Raw genomic sequence first — 14,642 nt, forward strand, 5'->3', positions numbered from 1 at the left:
CGATTCCCTCCGAGCTTCCCACTCACAGAATCACAACCAGCCAATTACGCAACAGGCCCCCTGTGGGAGAAGGTGGATCGGCGCGCAGCGCCGAGACGGATGAGGGGTGCGTGACGGATCGCCACCCTTGCCAAGCTGGAACACCCCTCATCCGACCGAGCTTCGCTCGGCCACCTTCTCCCACAGGGGGAGAAGGGGGAGCCTGCACTACCCCCGTTTGATCGTCACATGCGTGGCAAGCTCCGTCGCCACCTGCTCGGTGCACCGATAGCCAAGCTTCAGCATATCCAGGCCGGCAAACAGGTTCTCGCCCGTCCCGAGCAGCACCGGCGAGATCGCCAGGTGCATCTCGTCGATCAGCTTCTCCTGGAGATACTGCCGGATAGTCGACACGCCGCCGCCCACGCGCACATCCTTGCCGTTAGCTGCGGCCTTGGCTTGTTCGAGCGCCGAGTGGATACCGTCGGTGACGAAGTGGAACACCGTTCCGCCTTCCATTTCGATCGGATCGCGCTTGTAATGGGTCAGCACGAAAGTCGGCACATGGTAGGGCGGGTTGTCGCCCCACCAGCCTTTCCAGTTCTCGTCCGGCCACTCGCCGCGGATCGGCCCGAACATGTTGCGGCCGAGGATCCAGGCGCCAACATTGTCGAAGCTGCGGACGGCAAAGTCATCGTCGGTGTCGGTGGTGCCGCCTTCCTTGCCCATCACCATCTTGCGAAAGGTGCGGGTGCCGATCATCCATTTATGCAGATCTTCGCCACCGACGCCGAGCGGATTTTGCAGAGTCTGGTCGGGACCGGCGCCGTAGCCGTCGAGCGACAGGGTGAATGCATTCACACGAAGTTTGGACATGAGAGCCTCCGAGGTAACGGTCGTATTTGCAAGTGGTTGGCTCTTACCTGCACTGGTTGCGATTTGCAAGCGGTTTTTGTGGGGGACTACTCAACTTTAGGTTATGCTAATACTTGACGGCGAAGGCCGCTGCGTTAACTTCCAGCAAAGAGCCGGGGAGCGCACGAGATGAAGGCGTATCGGGTCGAGACGATGGACGGAGACGTCGTCCAGGAGAGTCAGGAAACGCAGGCCAGTACACCGTTTGGAGCAGCCGAAAAGGTGATCGGCCGCAAGGTCACCTTGCGAGGCGACGCCGGTAAATGGATCCGCGTGGTTGACCTGACAGACAGGGTCCCGACGCGGCGTCGCCCCAGCACCTACGAATACAGAGCACTGGCGCGATAGGTCGGCAAATTTGCGGTGCCTATGACGGCAAAACCGGCCTCAGGCCGCGACGCGCTTCGGCATCACCGCAAATGGGCTGAGGCCGAGCCAGGTCTGCATCTTGCCGGCAATGTCGAGATCGCCGGTCAGGCTGATCTTGTCGCGTTCCTTGTGCACCGTCGTCAGCCCCATCCAGATCGAGGTCATGGTGCAGAGGTCCGTCGAGACATAGAGATCGACGTCAAAGCCCGGATCGTACCAGCACAGATCGACATCGCCTCGCTTCTCGACGATCAGCCACCACGAGCGTTTCGACGCCGGCAGGTCATGGTACAGGAATTGTATCACGGTGCGCCCGCCCGGCAGCGGAGAGGGGTTGAGATTGCGGCGCATGTCCCACATCAACAGCGAGGGGTCGAGGTTCTTGAGGGAGAGCCTGGCCTCCACCCATTTCTGCCCCCAAAACCCCATCGCCTCGACCACCGGGCGCAAATCCTTGCCCGCCTCGGTCAGCCGGTATTCGAACACGCCTTTCTCGGTCGCGATCTCGGTGCGCTCGACAATGCCGCCGGCCTCAAGCTCCTTCAACCGTTGCGACAGAAGGGTTGGCGACATTTTCGGCACGCCGCGGCGGAGATCGTTGAAGCGGGTCGATCCCGCCACCAATTCGCGCAGCAGCACCATGGTCCAGCGTGTGCACAGCAACTCCGCCGCCATGGAGAGCGGGCAGAACTGCTTGTATCCGGCTTGTGTCATGTGGTGACCTCCAAAAGATGTTGCCGGACCTTATTCAGAAAACCTGAAATCAGCCAGTACAGAAGCTGTACGGGCCTGCCTGGTACAGTTTGGTGACTGGAGCGGTGCGGCGGCATCATGCGAGGCAGCGGTCACGTCGCCGGGCAGTCCGGCGCCGATTTATCAGGAGTTGGACAATGACCGCTTACGTGATCGCAGACATCAAGGTGAAGGACGACAAATGGGTGCCGGCCTATGCCGCTTCGGTGCACGACCTCGTGCACAAGCATGGCGGCAAATATCTCGCCCGCAGCGGCAACGTGAAGACGCTCGAGGGCAAGCCGCTCGACACCAGCCTGATCGCCATCATGGCGTTCCCCTCGGCCGAAGCCGCAGAGGCCTTCACCACCGACCCGCAATACGCTCAGTTCGCCAATGCACGCCAGCAGGGCTCGGACAGCCGCTTCCAGCTGATTGACAACACTGATCTCGCCGGAACGATTCCTTATCTGCCGAAGGCGTGAGGAGTAGCCGGAACCCGGGCGTGCTCGGGTTCCGGCCATCCCTCAGAAACTCGGTGTAGCGTCAGCTTCTGTTGACGTTGGTCCATGCTTGGCGATCAATTGATCGCGCAAGAAGGCGAGCATCGTACCGGCGAGATCGTCGGGAATTTTGCAATCCACCGAGACTCGATAGTAGCGCTTGACAGCAAAGCCCAGACCAATGGCCAGGAGTTCGATGTCCCCGGCTGCCTCGATCTGTCCAATCACATGCAAGATATGGTCCTGGAGATAGTCTGGTCCATTTGCCGCGAGCGTGGAATCGTCAACGGGCGCACCATCTGAGATGACGAGCAATATCTTGCGCCCCTCGGGGCGGTCTCGCAGCCGTCCAGCGGCCCATTCGATGGCTTCGCCGTCGATGTTCTCCTTGGGCAAGTCCGGCCGTAACATCGGCTTGAGGGCATGACCTATGCTGCTGTGGCGCCCGTCGTCGGCCTCCCGGTAGATAATATGCAGCAGGTCGTTCAGCCTTCCCGGATTGTGGGGTCGGTCATCTGCATCCCAGATGAGCCGGGATGCACCCCCGCGCCAAGCGCGCGTTGTGAACCCGAGAACTTCGACCTTTACGCCGAGCGTCCGCAGGAACTCCTGCACAATGTCGGCGGAGGCCGCCGCATACACGCATTTTCTGACCGCGCATCGATCCGGACTGGTCGACGAGAATGGAGATGATCGTGTCGGAGAGGTCGGGCGCTGGTACGCTATCTCGGACTTGAGTGGCGACATGGGCCGCCAGGATCAGGTGCTTTGTCCGCCAGCCGGCAAGGCCGCTCTCTAACTCGGCCCAGATAGCATCGAGCGCTGATTTATCCGAAAGCTTCCCGATAGCGCTGGACAATTTTGCGCTCGGCACGATCCGGTCATGGTGTGTGACGTAGGCATGATAGCCGAGCGTCGTGGTATCGCCGCGTGGAGCGGGGCCAAACAATGATTTGAAACGCTGGCCCAGCCCCCGCAGCACTGGAGCCTAGCCCTTCAGCATCTGCGCCACCTCGGGCGCGAAATAGGTGAGAATGCCGTCGCAGCCGGCGCGTTTGAAGGCGAGCAGCGATTCCAGCATTGCCTTCTCGCCGTCGATCCAGCCATTGGCGGCGGCCGCCTTGATCATCGAATATTCGCCCGACACCTGGTAGGCGAAGGTCGGCATCTGCAATTCATCCTTCAGCCTGCGGATGATGTCGAGATAGGGCAGGCCGGGCTTGACCATCAGCATGTCGGCGCCCTCCGCGATGTCCTGCTCGGCCTCGCGCACCGCCTCGTCGGAATTGGCGTGGTCGATATAGTAGGTCTTCTTGTCGCCCTTGAGCAGGCCGGCGGTGCCGACCGCTTCGCGGTAGGGGCCGTAGAAGGCGGAGGCGAATTTCGTCGCATAGGACATGATCGCCACATCCGAGAACCCATTGGCGTCGAGCGCATCACGAATGGCGCCGATGCGGCCGTCCATCATGTCGGACGGCGCGATGATGTCGGCGCCGGCCGCCGCTTGGATGACGGCTGCGGCCGCCACCTGTTCCACCGTCTCGTCGTTGACGATGATGCCGTCGCGCAAAATGCCGTCATGGCCGTGCGAGGTGAACGGGTCGAGCGCGGCATCGGTGATGATGCCAATCTCCGGCACCGCGTCCTTGATGGTGCGGGTGGCGCGGTTGATGACATTTTCGGGGTCGAGGATGTGCGATCCCGTCTGGTCGCGCAGCGCAAGTTCGACATTGGGGAAGGTGGCGATCGCCGGAATGCCAAGCTTTGCGGCGCGCTCGGCCTCCTTGACGGCAAGGTCGAGCGACAGGCGGAAGACGCCGGGCATGGCAGCGATCGGTTCGCGCGTGTTCTTGCCGTCGATGACGAAGATCGGCCAGATCAGGTCGTCGACCGAAAGCCGGTTCTCCTGGACGAGGCGGCGCGACCAGTCGGCCTTGCGCATGCGCCGCAAGCGGCGGCTGCCGGTGATCTCGCCGACGCTGCGCGCGCCGGCGGGCTTTGCGGGGGTGAATTTGTTCATCGCCATAACTCCGGATCCGGCGGCTTTTACCACGAGCCTCTGCCGCTGACCAATGCGACACGATTGTGCCAGCAGATGCTGCGCCATCTACGCCTTCGGCGGCCACGCCAGCTCCGGCCCGGTTTTGAAGAATGACACATTGTTGGTGAAGATGCTCTCCGGTGCGAGCCGGATGAGGCGCCCGTTCGGATGGTCGATATCGGCCACGGTGTCGATGAACCAGCGGTTCCAGTTCACCTCCGGGCCGAGATATTTGTGCAGCAGTCGTTTGAAGCGGTCGGGCGACATCGGTTCGATGGTGGCCGCGCCGCGCAGGCCGAGATGCAGCAGGATTCCGGCCTCATTGTCGAAATGCACGATTTCCACCGCGCAGCGCGGGTCGCGTTCAAGGCGCTTGACCGCGCTGGCCCCGGTTGAGCCGAGCAGCCAGATCGCGTCATCCTCCCAGATGAACCACATCGGCGCGTTGCGCGGCGCACCATCGGCGGCCACGGTCGCCAGATTGGCCATCAGCGGGCGGCTCAGCACATCGTCCGGATCGAACTTTTTTGGCATTTCCCAGCCATGGCCCGGCGCTGCGGTTTCAAGCGTCATCGTTCGCCCCTGGGTCACAAGACAGGCTGTTACCAAGATGGTGTTTCGCCGGGAATTTTGCGCGCATTTTTGCCTGGGGCAAGGCACGGTCGCGTTCCCTTGCGAAATTCAAACCATCGTCCGCTGGTTGACGCACCCATGCGCCACCTTTAGCACTTCAATCCCGCAGGCGCGGGGAGGGAATCTCTGACGATGGATTTTGGCGGCGGCGACGAGATCCGCTTCGAACGGTTGGGCAAGGCAGGCGTCATCACGCTGACGCGGCCGCAGGCGCTCAATGCGCTGACGCACCGCATGATCAAGGCTCTGGACAAGGCGCTCGACGCTTTTGAGCGCGATACTGGCGTCGATGTCGTCATCGTCAAGGCCGAGGGCAGGGCGTTTTCCGCCGGCGGCGACATCATGCATGTCTATGAGGCGCGGGTCGGAAAGCCGCCGGTCGACTTCTTCGCCGACGAATACCGGCTCAATGCCCGCATCAACAGTTTCAAAAAGCCCTATGTCGCGCTGATCGACGGCATCGTCATGGGTGGCGGAGTCGGCATCTCGTTCCACGGTTCGCAGCGCGTGCTGACCGAGAATGCCCAGTTCGCCATGCCGGAGGTCGGCATCGGTTTTTTCCCCGATGTCGGCGGCAGCCATCTTCTGCCGGACCTCGGCGGCAGCTTCGGCATGTATCTGGCGCTGACCGGCAACCGCATCCGCTATGGCGATGCGCTGTGGTCGGGCCTGGCCACCCACACCATCAAGGCTTATGACCAATCTGCGTTCCTGGACCGGCTCTGCGCCAATGGCGATCCGGAATCGGTGCTGCGCGGCTTCTTCGTGCCGGCCAAGCGCGAGACCGGCCAGCCGGTGCTGGAAGCCATCGCCAGCCATTTCGCCCAATCCTCGCTTGCCGATATCATTGCCAGCCTGGAACGGGCGGCCGGCGCCGACGAATTTGCCGCCAGGACGCTGGACACAATCCGCACCCGCTCGCCCACCAGCCTCAACGTCGCCTGGCGCCAGATCAGCGCCGGGCTGACTTTGTCGATGGAGGCCTGCATGAAGATGGAGTTCCGCATCCTCAACCGCATGCTGGCCGGCCATGATTTCTACGAAGGCATCCGCGCCGTCATCGTCGACAAGGGCTCGACGCCGAGATGGCAGCCAGCAAGCCTCGCCGAAGTCGACGCCGCGGCGGTGGACGCCTATTTCGCGCCGCTCGAACGGGAGCTCGAGCTGTGAGCGAGGTCACCTCAAGGCGCATCGTGCTACAGCCCTCGGGCGTCGAAATCATCTTCGCCTGGTTCCAGCGCGTCATAGCAGGCTACTGCCTCTTGTTCGGCGTCCTGTACTGGATCCGGCTGATCGGCTTTTATCCCGGCCCGCTTTGGCGCTTCGACCTGATGCCGGTGCACTGGCAGGTCGCGGCGGTGATGCTGGCGGTGTTCTTTCCCTTCGCCGCAGCCGGCCTGTGGATGCTGGCATCCTGGGGCCCGGTGATATGGTTCATCTGCGCTGTCACCGAAATCACCATGTATGCCGGCTTTCCCGATCTGTTCGGCCACCGGCCGCTTATCCTCTTTTCGCACTTTGCGGTGGCGCTGCTCTACATCGTCTTCCGCGTCGTGATCTGGATGCAGAAGCGCCCCGCGCGCGCCTGAAACGCCGCCCCGCCGCCATTGGCTAAATCTTTAGGTTAATTATCCTTGCTCGGGTGACCGTTCGTTAAGCGTCTTCCGAAACCTATTACCGGTAAGCTCTTGTTAGCCCTAGCGTTTAAGTCGAATTTTATGAGTATTCGATAGTGTCGCGATCAAGGTGAAAAACAAAAAATCACCAGGGCGACAAACGAGAGGCAAAGACAATGATCAATTCGCGTCCGGCGGCGAAGACCGCCAACGTATCCGACGATCGCCGCGAGGCTATCCGTTCGCTTTACATGGAATCGCTGCAGCTGGTGGAGCGTCTGCATCGCCGTCTGCTTGATGTGATCAAGGACGAGTTCGACCGCAACGGCCGTTCCGACATCAACGCCATCCAGGCGCTGCTTCTGTTCAACATCGGCAACTCCGAGCTGACCGCCGGCGAACTGCGCTCGCGTGGCTACTATCTCGGCTCGAACGTCTCCTACAATCTGAAGAAGCTGGTCGATCTCGGCTTCATCAACCACCAGCGCTCGCGCATCGACCGCCGTTCGGTCCGCGTGTCGCTGACGCCGAAGGGCAATGAAGTGGCCGACGTCGTCGCCGGTCTCTATGAGCGTCATGTCGGTTCGATCGAACAGGTCGGCGGCATCAACAGCGAAGAGTTCAAGCAGATGAACCGCGCGCTGCAGCGCCTCGACCGCTTCTGGAATGACACCATCGCCTACCGGATGTAATCCGCAGGCCATTGAACAGCAGCTGCGCCAGAAGAAGCGCGGCCGGAGAGGGAAATCAAGGACCGGTGTCGCGGGGCGCCGGTCCTTTTTTATGGTCACGGCTATGCCCGCGATTGGCCATGCCGCCGCGCCTGGCTGCGGTTTGCTTTCGCTTCCGCAATGCCTAATCTCGCCGGGCAGGGGGACGACATGCGTTCAGGCATCAATTTCAGAATCTATCCGGTCGCAATGCTGCTTTTGCTGACGCCGCAAATGGCGTTTGCGGAGGAGTGGTGGCAAGGCGCCTTCGCCAATGAAGGCTCGAGCCCGTGCGACAACAATGATTCCATCGTGACGTTCACAGACAAATCGGCCGATATGTGGGAAGTCGGCTGTAGCGTCCAAAAAGTCCAGAAGCTCAAAGGCCTGGACGCCATCATTCTGGATATGTCCTGCTCGGACGATGAGCAGAGCATCTCAAAAAAACGAACGCTGTTGCTCAAGCTCGATGACAACAAGGTGTTGCGATATCCGGAAAACCAGGTGCTGCAACGCTGTTCGGAGCTGGAAGGCAAAGCAAAGCCTTAAACCGGCCAGCGAGACCCGGCTTTGAGGGAACAGTCAGGGAACGGTGCCGAAAAGCACCGGTCGCTCCATTTCAGATCGTCGTCGGCTCCAAATTCGGCGCGAAGCCACGTTGCCGCCATATTCGCGGTGGAAGCGAGGGCTGCGGGTGGTGCTGCGGCGAAAGCCGTTGGGGCGCCTGTAACGTCGCATCGCGGTTCGCTTTTCACGGCCAGGTGATGCAGGTCATGGTTGGCTAATTGTTAACAGTGCCAACTCTAGAGTGCGGGCGATATCGTCCATTGATTGGGCAACTAGCCGAACGCTACGCGCCAAACGCTACAAGCCAAGTGCTACAAGAATGTCTGGAACGTCCATGAGAACCAGCCGCCGCTTTTTCCTTTCCGGAGCCTCCGCGCTCGCCGTCGCCATGGTTGCCAATGCCGCCAGCGCCCAGGATGTTATCGACGATATCCTGAAATCCTCAGGCCGCGGCAATTGGGATGACCAGTTCGACGCCCGCGCCTCGGAAGGCGGCAAGGTCGCCTCGACACTGCCGATCTTCAGCCTGCAGACGGTTGCCTTCACGGAGCAGGCCGTGGCGCAGTACCAGAACATTGTCGCCCAAGGCGGTTGGGAAGAGGTGCCGGCGACCAAGAAGCTGCAGCTCGGCGTCGACGATCCGGATGTCGTGCCGCTGCGCAAGCGGCTGATTATTGCGGGCGACCTGGCGCAGAGCGCCGGCATTTCGACGTCGTTCGATTCCTATGTCGACGCCGCGGTCAAGCGCTTCCAGAGCCGCCATGGCCTGCCGGCCGACGGCGCCATGGGCAAGTACACCTATGCCGCAATGAATGTTTCGGCGCAGATCCGGCTCGGCCAGCTGCAAACCAATCTCGAGCGTCTGCGCGAAAAGGCCGGCACGCTGGGCAGCCGCTATGTGCTGGTCGACATCCCGGCGGCACAGATCGAGGCGGTCGAGAACGACCGCGTCGTGCTGCGTCACACCGCAATCGTCGGCAAGATCGACCGCCAGACGCCGATCGTCAATTCCAAGATCAACGAGATCATCGTCAACCCATACTGGAACGCGCCGGTCTCGATCGTGCGCAAGGACATCATTCCGCTGATGCGGAAGGATCCCAACTATCTCAAGGACAGCCACATCCGCCTGTTCGCGCCGGATGGCAGCGAAGTCGATCCGATGACGGTCGACTGGTCGACCGACGACGCGGAAAAGTACCGCTTCCGCCAGGATCCGGGCGCCGGCAACGCCATGGCCTCGGTCAAGATCAACTTCCCGAGCCCGGACGGCGTCTATATGCACGACACGCCGCAGCAGAGCCTTTTCGGCAAGCTGATGCGCTTCGATTCCTCCGGCTGCGTGCGCGTGCAGAACGTGCGCGACCTCGTGACCTGGATCCTGCGCGACACCCCCGGTTGGGACCGCCAGCATTTCGAGGCGACCATCAAGACCGGTGAGAACACGCCAGTGCAGGTCGTCAACCCGGTGCCGGTGCACTTCCTCTATCTGTCGGCATGGTCGACGGGTCCGGGCGTTGTGCAGTTCCGCGACGATGTCTACGCACTCGATGGCGCCCAAGAACTGCAGATCACATCTGCGCTCTAAGCAGCTGATCTCATTTGGAAAAAGCCGCCGCCAAGGCGGCTTTTTTTGTTCCGGCACTGGTCGCGGCCTGGATCAATCTTGGGGAGGTTGCAGGAACGGCAGCGTCGCGTATCCCGGAACGGCTCCAAGGCGAGCTATCCAGGTGATATGCGGCGCCGGCGCCTCACTCAGGTCTTGAAACGACGGGCGGCTGGAGATGCGGCTTGCCGGCATCGAGGCCGAACGCAACGCCGTGCGCGACATGTTCCGCAGCGGCGCGATCAACGACCACACCGCGCGGGCGCTGTTTACTGAGATCACGCTCACCGAAGCCTTGCTGGAGGGGCGGCAGGAGCGGAAATAGCGGTGCCGGGTCCCCCTTGGCGCAAACCGGCCAGCAAATTTCGCGCCGCAAACGTGGCGAGGCCAAAACAACTGTGTTAATGGCGCGGCAATGCATGTCGCTCCGAACTGCGCAGCGGTTTTGGTGCGACGATATGCATAGGTAAATTGCCCCGAACCGGAGGATTTCAGGCCATGGCAACTGCAGCGGCAGCGTCGAACAAATTCGAATCCTTCTTCGAGACCACGCTTGCCGATGCCGATCCGGAGATTTTCGGCGCCATCCGCAACGAACTCGGCCGCCAGCGCCATGAGATCGAGCTGATCGCCTCGGAAAACATCGTTTCGCGCGCCGTGCTCGAGGCGCAGGGCTCGATCATGACCAACAAGTATGCCGAGGGCTATCCGGGCAAGCGCTACTATGGCGGCTGCCAGTTCGTCGATGTCGCCGAGGAACTCGCCATCGAGCGTGCCAAAAAGCTGTTCGGCTGCAATTTCGCCAACGTCCAGCCTAATTCCGGCAGCCAGATGAACCAGGCGGTCTTCCTGGCGCTGCTGCAGCCCGGCGACACCTTCATGGGCCTCGATCTGAATTCGGGTGGCCACCTGACCCACGGCTCGCCCGTCAATATGAGCGGCAAATGGTTCAAGGTCGTCTCCTACGGCGTGCGCAAGGAAGACCATCTGCTCGACATGGATGCGATCGAGAAGACCGCGCATGAGACCAAGCCGAAGCTGATCCTGGCCGGCGGCACCGCCTATTCGCGCATCTGGGACTGGAAGCGTTTTCGCGAGATCGCCGACGCGGTCGGCGCCTATCTGATGGTCGACATGGCCCATATTGCCGGCCTCGTCGCCGGCGGCGTGCATCCATCGCCGCTGCCGCATGCACATGTCGTCACGACCACCACGCATAAGTCGCTGCGCGGCCCGCGCGGCGGCATGATCCTGTGCAATGACGAGGACATCGCCAAGAAGATGAACTCGGCGGTGTTCCCCGGCCTGCAGGGCGGCCCGCTGATGCATGTCATCGCCGCCAAGGCGGTGGCCTTCGGCGAGGCGTTGAAGCCGAGCTTCAAACTCTATGCCGAGAGCGTCGCTGCCAATGCCAAGGCGCTGGTGTCGAGCCTCCAGGAAACCGGCCTCGACATCGTCTCCGGCGGCACCGACAACCATCTGATGCTGGTCGATCTCAGGCCCAAGAACGCCACCGGCAAGCGCGCCGAGGCAGCACTCGGCCGTGCCAACATCACCTGCAACAAGAACGGCATCCCCTTCGATCCGGAAAAGCCCTTTGTCACCTCCGGTGTTCGTCTAGGCACGCCGGCCGGCACCACGCGCGGCTTCGGCCAGGCCGAATTCCGCGAGATCGGCAAGCTGATCGCCGAAGTGCTGGACGGATTGAAGGTTGCCAATTCCGACGAAGGCAATGCGGCCGTCGAGGCAGCTGTGAAGGCCAAGGTCGTGGCGCTGACGGATCGGTTCCCGCTTTATCCCTATCTCGGTTGACCGCCAGCGGCGCTTCGTCTTTTATCCCGCGCTCTGCGCCGCTCCTGTTCGGGCGGCGCGGCTTGCTGGAGATTTGATGATGCGCATGTTCCGTCCTGCCACCCTGGCCCTCTTTGGCTCGTTTGCCGCCTTCACAGTGTCGGGCGCGACTGGCCAGGAGCAGGCGCAGCCGAGCACGGAGATGCCGGCGACCAAGACTTTTGGCAGGTGGACCACCATCATCGATGCGCTCGACACCGGCCAGGATTCGCACAAGACCTGCGCCGCCTCCACGGCCTTTCTCGATGGCAATGGCAATGCCGGCACGCTGACGCTTTCGATCTCGACCGGCGACGCTCTGCCGCCCGACGCCTATCCGGCCATCATGATCGCTGTCGCCAACAAGGACCTGCCGACCGGCAAGAAGGTCGCGGCGACCTTCGGTGATCCCGGCGTCAAGGTTTCCGCGACTGTCTATTCCAATGATGCTGCCGGCCGCCCGAGCTGGACGGTCGACAACCAGGCCAAGATCAGCCTCGCGCTGCTGCGTGCCATGCGTCAGGTCATCTCGCTCGATGTGACGTTCGGCAAGCAAACTGTCGCCAGCATCCCGATGGATGGCTTCACCAAGGCATACCGCAACCTCGGAACGTCCTGCGGCTTCCCGACCAAGGACGTCGCGCCCTGACATATCTGGCGCGACTGGCAATTTTCCTCGCGCCTCGCTATCTCTGAGGGCGCGAGCGGCCGTTGCCGAACCTTTGCCCGTCCCGGCAAAAACCTCTAAGCCTCTCGTTCCGCCAGATTCGCCAACCCGAAGGCCCTCCATGCGCTGTCCCTATTGCCAGTCCGAAGATACGCAGGTGAAGGATTCGCGCCCCGCCGAGGACGGCGCGGCGATCCGCCGGCGGCGCGTCTGCCCCGATTGCGGTGGCCGCTTCACCACTTTCGAGCGCGTCCAGCTGCGCGATCTCGTGGTGGTGAAGAAGTCCGGCCGCAAAGTGCCGTTCGACCGCGACAAGCTGTTGCGTTCGGTGGAGATCGCGGTGCGCAAGCGCAATGTCGATCCCGAGCGCATCGACCGCGCCGTCACCGGCATCGTGCGCCAGCTCGAAAGCTCCGGCGAGACGGAAGTGGCCTCAGGTGAGGTCGGCCGTCTGGTCATGGAAGCGCTGAAATCGCTCGACGACGTCGCCTATGTCCGCTTCGCCTCGGTCTACCGCAATTTCCGCGAGGCCAAGGATTTTCATGAACTGCTGGGTGAACTCAAAGGCGACGAGCTCAAAGGCGACGAGCCGAAGAGCGAAGAGGACGCCGGCTGAGCATGGCAGCGCCTGGCAAAGCCGAACAGGAAGCTCTCGATCGCCGTTTCATGGCGGCCGCGCTGCGGCTGTCGCGCAAAAACGCCGGCCGCACCTCGACCAATCCTTCCGTCGGCACGATCATCGTTCGCGATGACGGCGCCGGACCGATGATCGTCGGCACAGGCGTCACCGCCGTCGGCGGCCGGCCGCATGCCGAGACCGAGGCGCTGGCTGAAGCCGGCGATCTCGCGCGTGGTGCCACAGCTTACGTCACTCTCGAACCCTGCGCACATCACGGCCGCACCCCGCCTTGCGCCAATGCGCTGGTCAATGCCGGCGTGGCGCGAGTCGTCGGAGCTGCCAGCGATCCCGATCCGCGTGTCTCCGGCCAGGGCTACGCCATCCTGCGCGCCGCCGGCATCGACGTGGTCGAAAAGGTGCTGGTCGCGGAAGCCGCCGAGCAGATGGCAGGCTATCTGATCAGATCTCTGAAAAAGCGCCCGGAAGTGATTCTGAAGCTTGCGCTTTCAAGCGACGGCCGGATCGGGGTGGAAGGCTCCGGCCAGGTCGCGATCACCGGCGACATTGCGCGCCGCGAAGTCTATCTGATGCGGGCAGAGGCCGACGGCATACTGGTCGGCATCGGCACGGCGCTGGAGGATGATCCGGCGCTTACCGTGCGGCTGCCGGGGCTGGAGAACCGCTCGCCGGCGCGCATCGTGCTCGACCGCCAGATCAGGCTGCCGGAAGCCTCGAAGCTGGTCTCCGGGATCGACAGGGTGCCGCTCTATATCGCCGCCTGCCTGGAGGCCGACCCGCTGCGGCGGTCGGTGCTGGAGCGTGCCGGCGTGCGCTTCATCGGCACCGAGACCCATGAAGGCGGCGTAGCCTTGCCGGAACTGCTCGAGGATCTCGGCGCGCTTGGCATGGCCAGCATTCTGGTCGAGGGCGGCGCCAAAGTGGCGAGCGCCTTCCTCGCCGAAGGGCTGGTCGACCGCATCGTGCTGTTCCAGGGGCCGGAAGCGATCGGCGAGGGCGGCATTGCATCGCCCATAGACACCGACCATATCCCGGCAGGCTTCCGCAAGTTGCGCGAGATGCGCTTTGGCGAAGACGGGTACGCCGAATGGATAAGGGATTTCTGATGTTTACGGGAATTGTCACAGACGTCGGCACAGTAGCGACCGTGCGGCCGCTGAGGGAAGGCGTCGGCCTGCGCATCGGCACCGCCTATGATCCTGACAGCATCGCCATCGGCGCCTCGATTTCCTGTGGCGGCGTCTGCCTGACGGTAACGGCGCTGCCGGACAGCGGGTCGAATGCGCGCTGGTTCGAGGTCGAAGCCTGGGAAGAGGCGCTGCGGCTGACGACAGCGATGGGCTGGAAATCCGGTACCCGGATCAATCTGGAGCGGGCGCTGAAGATCGGCGACGAACTCGGCGGTCACATCGTCTCCGGCCATGTCGACGGCATGGCCGAGATCGTCGAGCGCAAGGACGAGGGCGATGCGGTGCGCTTTACGCTCGAGGCGCCGCGCGAACTGGCGAAATTCATAGCGCCCAAGGGTTCGGTCGCGCTCGACGGCACCTCACTCACCGTCAACAAGGTCGAGGGCACCCGCTTCGACGTGCTGTTGATCCACCATTCGCTGACCGTAACCACCTGGGGCGAACGCAAAGTCGGCGATCGCGTCAACCTCGAGATCGACACCATGGCCCGCTACGCCGCGCGGCTGGTCCAGGCGGCGAAAGAAGGACTTTGATGGCAAACAACGCAACTGGTTACGCCAAGGGACAAAAGCCTGGCATCGAGGCCAGGAGGGTTTCGAGCTGTCGACCGCCGATCGCAAGGCCTTCGTTGATGCCCTGATCAATCC

At 62.4% G+C, this 14,642-nt stretch carries 18 protein-coding genes; 13 read left to right on the top strand and 5 right to left on the bottom strand.

The features are described from left to right. Nucleotides 1-207: 207 nt before the first annotated feature. Entirely contained in the window at nt 208-855 is a 648-nt protein-coding gene (locus tag ACWGTO_RS17265) for a dihydrofolate reductase family protein (RefSeq protein ID WP_454576028.1), read from the bottom strand. Nucleotides 856-1,023: 168 nt separating this feature from the next. On the opposite strand from ACWGTO_RS17265, the gene ACWGTO_RS17270 reads away from it, so the two are divergent. Then, entirely contained in the window at nt 1,024-1,242 is a 219-nt protein-coding gene (locus tag ACWGTO_RS17270) for a hypothetical protein (protein WP_454576029.1), read from the top strand. 39 nt (nt 1,243-1,281) lie between these two features. Here ACWGTO_RS17270 and ACWGTO_RS17275 read toward each other — a convergent pair whose 3' ends face one another. Next, on the bottom strand, nt 1,282-1,977 hold the full coding sequence (locus ACWGTO_RS17275; protein WP_454576030.1) for a winged helix-turn-helix transcriptional regulator: 696 nt from the start codon (nt 1,975-1,977) through the stop codon (nt 1,282-1,284). A 176-nt stretch (nt 1,978-2,153) separates the two neighbouring features. Between ACWGTO_RS17275 and ACWGTO_RS17280 the strand changes: the two genes are divergently transcribed. Beyond that, nucleotides 2,154-2,480 (top strand): DUF1330 domain-containing protein, encoded by a 327-nt coding sequence (locus tag ACWGTO_RS17280; protein WP_454576031.1) that lies wholly within the window; start codon nt 2,154-2,156, stop codon nt 2,478-2,480. A 42-nt stretch (nt 2,481-2,522) separates the two neighbouring features. Here the strand turns inward: ACWGTO_RS17280 and ACWGTO_RS17285 are convergent, their stop codons facing one another. The 3 genes from ACWGTO_RS17285 to ACWGTO_RS17295 form a co-directional block, all read right to left on the bottom strand. After that, a complete protein-coding gene (locus tag ACWGTO_RS17285) occupies nt 2,523-3,140 on the bottom strand; it encodes a cobaltochelatase CobT-related protein (RefSeq protein WP_454576032.1) in 618 nt (205 codons plus the stop codon). Nucleotides 3,141-3,486: 346 nt separating this feature from the next. Continuing rightward, entirely contained in the window at nt 3,487-4,518 is a 1,032-nt protein-coding gene (gene hemB, locus ACWGTO_RS17290; protein ID WP_454576033.1) for a porphobilinogen synthase, read from the bottom strand. Nucleotides 4,519-4,605: 87 nt separating this feature from the next. Then, nucleotides 4,606-5,112: a pyridoxamine 5'-phosphate oxidase family protein gene (locus ACWGTO_RS17295; RefSeq protein WP_454576034.1), complete on the bottom strand. Its 507-nt coding sequence runs from the start codon at nt 5,110-5,112 to the stop codon at nt 4,606-4,608. 192 nt (nt 5,113-5,304) lie between these two features. On the opposite strand from ACWGTO_RS17295, the gene ACWGTO_RS17300 reads away from it, so the two are divergent. From ACWGTO_RS17300 to ACWGTO_RS17350, 11 genes are all read left to right on the top strand, one after another. Beyond that, nucleotides 5,305-6,342: an enoyl-CoA hydratase/isomerase family protein gene (locus ACWGTO_RS17300; RefSeq protein ID WP_454576035.1), complete on the top strand. Its 1,038-nt coding sequence runs from the start codon at nt 5,305-5,307 to the stop codon at nt 6,340-6,342. After that, nucleotides 6,339-6,761: a DUF6163 family protein gene (locus ACWGTO_RS17305; RefSeq protein WP_454576036.1), complete on the top strand. Its 423-nt coding sequence runs from the start codon at nt 6,339-6,341 to the stop codon at nt 6,759-6,761. Before ACWGTO_RS17300 ends, ACWGTO_RS17305 begins: the two co-directional genes overlap by 4 nt. Nucleotides 6,762-6,964: 203 nt before the next feature. Then, on the top strand, nt 6,965-7,480 hold the full coding sequence (gene ldtR / locus ACWGTO_RS17310) for a transcriptional regulator LdtR (RefSeq protein ID WP_142869475.1): 516 nt from the start codon (nt 6,965-6,967) through the stop codon (nt 7,478-7,480). Between the two features lie 189 nt (nt 7,481-7,669). Then, nucleotides 7,670-8,047, top strand: coding sequence for a hypothetical protein (locus ACWGTO_RS17315; RefSeq protein WP_454576037.1), 378 nt, complete (start codon nt 7,670-7,672; stop codon nt 8,045-8,047). A gap of 352 nt (nt 8,048-8,399) precedes the next feature. Continuing rightward, a complete protein-coding gene (locus ACWGTO_RS17320) occupies nt 8,400-9,653 on the top strand; it encodes a L,D-transpeptidase family protein (protein WP_454576038.1) in 1,254 nt (417 codons plus the stop codon). A 196-nt stretch (nt 9,654-9,849) separates the two neighbouring features. Next, nucleotides 9,850-9,996 carry a hypothetical protein gene (locus ACWGTO_RS17325; RefSeq protein WP_454576039.1) on the top strand — a complete coding sequence of 49 codons (147 nt, stop codon included), beginning with the start codon at nt 9,850-9,852 and terminating at the stop codon, nt 9,994-9,996. Between the two features lie 173 nt (nt 9,997-10,169). After that, entirely contained in the window at nt 10,170-11,483 is a 1,314-nt protein-coding gene (gene glyA, locus ACWGTO_RS17330) for a serine hydroxymethyltransferase (RefSeq protein ID WP_454576040.1), read from the top strand. A 79-nt stretch (nt 11,484-11,562) separates the two neighbouring features. Further along, nucleotides 11,563-12,150, top strand: a complete 588-nt coding sequence (locus tag ACWGTO_RS17335) for a hypothetical protein (protein ID WP_454576266.1) — start codon at nt 11,563-11,565, stop codon at nt 12,148-12,150. Between the two features lie 139 nt (nt 12,151-12,289). After that, nucleotides 12,290-12,784 (top strand): transcriptional regulator NrdR, encoded by a 495-nt coding sequence (nrdR, locus tag ACWGTO_RS17340; protein WP_454576041.1) that lies wholly within the window; start codon nt 12,290-12,292, stop codon nt 12,782-12,784. A gap of 2 nt (nt 12,785-12,786) precedes the next feature. Then, entirely contained in the window at nt 12,787-13,911 is a 1,125-nt protein-coding gene (gene ribD, locus ACWGTO_RS17345; protein WP_454576042.1) for a bifunctional diaminohydroxyphosphoribosylaminopyrimidine deaminase/5-amino-6-(5-phosphoribosylamino)uracil reductase RibD, read from the top strand. After that, nucleotides 13,911-14,528, top strand: a complete 618-nt coding sequence (locus ACWGTO_RS17350; protein WP_454576267.1) for a riboflavin synthase — start codon at nt 13,911-13,913, stop codon at nt 14,526-14,528. Before ribD ends, ACWGTO_RS17350 begins: the two co-directional genes overlap by 1 nt. The last annotated feature ends 114 nt before the right edge of the window (nt 14,529-14,642 follow it).

Source organism: Mesorhizobium sp. PL10 (assembly GCF_053714315.1).

Bases quoted from the DNA above. Each gene is read 5' to 3' on its own strand.
- hemB (WP_454576033.1), bottom strand. From the start codon at position 4,518: ATGAACAAATTCACCCCCGCAAAGCCCGCCGGCGCGCGCAGCGTCGGC.
- glyA (WP_454576040.1), top strand. From the start codon at position 10,170: ATGGCAACTGCAGCGGCAGCGTCGAACAAATTCGAATCCTTCTTCGAG.
- ACWGTO_RS17320 (WP_454576038.1), top strand. From the start codon at position 8,400: ATGAGAACCAGCCGCCGCTTTTTCCTTTCCGGAGCCTCCGCGCTCGCC.
- ACWGTO_RS17325 (WP_454576039.1), top strand. From the start codon at position 9,850: ATGCGGCTTGCCGGCATCGAGGCCGAACGCAACGCCGTGCGCGACATG.
- ACWGTO_RS17280 (WP_454576031.1), top strand. From the start codon at position 2,154: ATGACCGCTTACGTGATCGCAGACATCAAGGTGAAGGACGACAAATGG.
- ACWGTO_RS17335 (WP_454576266.1), top strand. From the start codon at position 11,563: ATGCGCATGTTCCGTCCTGCCACCCTGGCCCTCTTTGGCTCGTTTGCC.
- nrdR (WP_454576041.1), top strand. From the start codon at position 12,290: ATGCGCTGTCCCTATTGCCAGTCCGAAGATACGCAGGTGAAGGATTCG.
- ACWGTO_RS17275 (WP_454576030.1), bottom strand. From the start codon at position 1,977: ATGACACAAGCCGGATACAAGCAGTTCTGCCCGCTCTCCATGGCGGCG.
- ACWGTO_RS17270 (WP_454576029.1), top strand. From the start codon at position 1,024: ATGAAGGCGTATCGGGTCGAGACGATGGACGGAGACGTCGTCCAGGAG.
- ACWGTO_RS17265 (WP_454576028.1), bottom strand. From the start codon at position 855: ATGTCCAAACTTCGTGTGAATGCATTCACCCTGTCGCTCGACGGCTAC.
- ribD (WP_454576042.1), top strand. From the start codon at position 12,787: ATGGCAGCGCCTGGCAAAGCCGAACAGGAAGCTCTCGATCGCCGTTTC.
- ACWGTO_RS17350 (WP_454576267.1), top strand. From the start codon at position 13,911: ATGTTTACGGGAATTGTCACAGACGTCGGCACAGTAGCGACCGTGCGG.
- ldtR (WP_142869475.1), top strand. From the start codon at position 6,965: ATGATCAATTCGCGTCCGGCGGCGAAGACCGCCAACGTATCCGACGAT.
- ACWGTO_RS17315 (WP_454576037.1), top strand. From the start codon at position 7,670: ATGCGTTCAGGCATCAATTTCAGAATCTATCCGGTCGCAATGCTGCTT.
- ACWGTO_RS17300 (WP_454576035.1), top strand. From the start codon at position 5,305: ATGGATTTTGGCGGCGGCGACGAGATCCGCTTCGAACGGTTGGGCAAG.
- ACWGTO_RS17295 (WP_454576034.1), bottom strand. From the start codon at position 5,112: ATGACGCTTGAAACCGCAGCGCCGGGCCATGGCTGGGAAATGCCAAAA.